This window comes from Bacillus sp. BC08 (assembly GCF_054326875.1).
In genome coordinates, this window is the sequence record NZ_JBTGPA010000032.1 from 1 (window position 1) to 2,640 (window position 2,640).

Annotated in this window: 1 protein-coding gene, 1 rRNA gene and 1 pseudogene; 2 read left to right on the plus strand and 1 reads right to left on the minus strand. The window is 33.6% G+C overall.

Annotated elements, in window-relative coordinates:
* Both rrf and ACXVYO_RS16045 read left to right on the plus strand, forming a co-directional pair.
* Window positions 1-106 (plus strand): 5S ribosomal RNA (gene rrf / locus ACXVYO_RS16040); the annotation flags it as partial.
* A 354-nt stretch (window positions 107-460) separates the two neighbouring features.
* Window positions 461-1,393 carry a DMT family transporter gene (locus tag ACXVYO_RS16045; RefSeq protein ID WP_458467806.1) on the plus strand — a complete coding sequence of 311 codons (933 nt, stop codon included), beginning with the start codon at window positions 461-463 and terminating at the stop codon, window positions 1,391-1,393.
* An 87-nt stretch (window positions 1,394-1,480) separates the two neighbouring features.
* Here the strand turns inward: ACXVYO_RS16045 and ACXVYO_RS16050 are convergent.
* Window positions 1,481-2,276, minus strand: a pseudogene (locus ACXVYO_RS16050) (sulfotransferase family 2 domain-containing protein).
* Window positions 2,277-2,640: the final 364 nt, after the last annotated feature.

Genomic DNA, 2,640 nt, shown 5'->3' on the forward strand with positions numbered 1-2,640 from the left:
ATGGCAGAGAGGTCACACCCGTTCCCATACCGAACACGGAAGTTAAGCTCTCTAGCGCCGATGGTAGTTGGGACCTTGTCCCTGTGAGAGTAGGACGTCGCCAAGCAAAAACCTAAGTCGATTCGACTTAGGTTTTTTTGTATTTATTTTTATTTGCCGAATGTCATAATCCATAAATTTAGTAATCTTAAAGATGAAATAGGGACTGTCTAAATTGAAATTTGAGCGATAGGTGTCGTAAAAGGTGATAAAGTAATATGTTTAAATGTTAGTGTAAGGTAAGAATTACCTTTTTATGTTAACTGAGTTGTAGAATGACTAAAAAATTTTACTCTTTATATGAAAACGTTATGTAAAAAAAGCTATTCAGCTGTTTTTTACATAACGCTTTTTCATTTTTAAAAGATTTCACATGAGAAAAAATCTATAATTAAGATAGTTAACATATATTTTTTGATGGGTGTGGGGGATTATGAAAGAAATATGCATGTTATTAGTGGCCGTTATATTATGGGGGACAGCTATTGCACCAACAAAGTGGGCATTAGAATCTATTCAGCCATTTACTTTGTTGTTTATTCGCCTTTTCTTCGCGGGGGGAATCTGTTTACTATTCTCATTTAAACAATTAAAAAGATCAGTTGTACATAAACAGGTCCCGTGGAAAAGAATGAGTTTACTATCTTTTACTGGTGTAGCTGGGTATTTTATGTTCACATCCTACGGTATTTCTTTAACAAGTGGGTTGCATGTTAGTATCATTGATGCTGCATTGCCATTAGTTACAATTCTCTTTTCGGCATTCTTTTTAAAGGAGAAAATTCAGTTGAATTATTGGGTTGGAATTATGCTAGGAGCTATAGGTGTGCTCTTGATTACTGTTCCTTCTGACAATACTGATCAAGAGGTCTCTTTAATAGGGGATATACTTATTTTATTGAGCACTTTTTTATTTGCTTTCTATACGATATTGTTAAAACGCCCGAAGCAAGAGCGATATTTATCTAATAATGTTTTTACAACGCCAACTTTAATTATTGGAGCCGTTATTTTATTGCCTTTTGCAATGGGGGAAATCTTTTATTATGGTTTTCCAAAGATTGAAACATGGAAGACAGTATTTAGCGTAATGTATCTTGTTATAGGTGCAACAATTTTGGCGTATTGGTTTTGGAACAAAGCGTTAGAGAGGATTTCGGCATCGGTAAGTGGGTTATATTTAAATGCATTACCATTAATAAGTATTGTTACTTCAATTGTTCTATTAGATGAATCTTTAACGTGGAAGATAATGATAGGGGGAAGCTTAGTTTTAATAGGAGTAGGATGGGCAGATAATCAAAAAATAGGTGATTTATTAAAGAGGAATAGTTTAAATAGTAAGGACTGCTAAGTAGTATACTTTATGTAGTTTAAATGTTAAAAAGATACCTAATATATTAGGTATCTTTTTATATTTGGCAAAGATGATAGATTGAAATCAGTATGGATATTCTTTACTATATCTATACGTATCGAAATCATTTTGAAATATTGTTTGAACGAGTTGTATACATTCCGTATCATAAAAACTTTCGAAAGTGGGGTAGCGAGGAAATAAAGGATCAGTAATACTTGCTTTGCTAAAATTCCACCTATAGATCATAGCGGGAGTCTGATGATGCCAGGATGTTGATAATTTAATTATCGGTGCGGATTTTAATTCAAAGTGGCTCTCTAACTTTTGCATTTCCTGATCAAAATCCTCTAAGTAAATATAATTGGTTACATATGCTTCTTCACCTAGTATGTATTGTTGTGTAAAATGCGGATTCATATCATCTGTATGAGCACCTTTGGCGAGTAGGTAATATAAAAATTGTTTATATGAGATTCCTTTAGGAGAATTTTCATCTTGATATAAAAACTTGTGAAGGGGTTGCCATTCTGGGTTTTCTACATAGGGAGGTGTGATTAAGGATACGAAAGAACTAACGGCTCTTTTAAAAGGATTACGAACAAGTTTAAAAGTCTCTTTTTGTTTATCTCGTAATGCTATGCCTAGCCGCACATCGTAGGCGGGTGTACTTTTATATATGTTATATTCGTAATTATGAATAAAAGGATTATAGTTTAAAGCTGTTTGTAATAAATCAATCAATCTGGTAAAAAAACCAATTAGCAAGTGAAGTGCAGCCACTTTTTTGACTCCAAAATAGAATGAGAGGGAAGTTTCTGTGGTAGTGTGGTTTTCTGAAATTAGCATTGATGATGTGTAACATAGAAGAATCAAACAATCTCTACACTCCTTTCAGTTATCATAATTATATGTATTAAAAATAAGGAAGGGCTATGAGTAGTGAATGTTTTTTTGTGAAAAATGAAAAAGAGTTGTTGACTATTGTTAAATAGAGGTGTAATATAGAACAAGTCGCCGATGCAATAACGCAGAACGCGGCAAACGAAATGAAAAACTTAGTTGACATTGAAAGATGAAGATGTTAACATAAGGAAGTCGCAAATGAGCGACCGAGTAGTTCTTTGAAAACTGAACGAAACAAACAACGTGAAACGTCAATTTTTATTTTTAGATGCTAGACAAACTAACTTTATTGGAGAGTTTGATCCTGGCTCAGGATGAACGCTGGCGGCGTGCCTAAT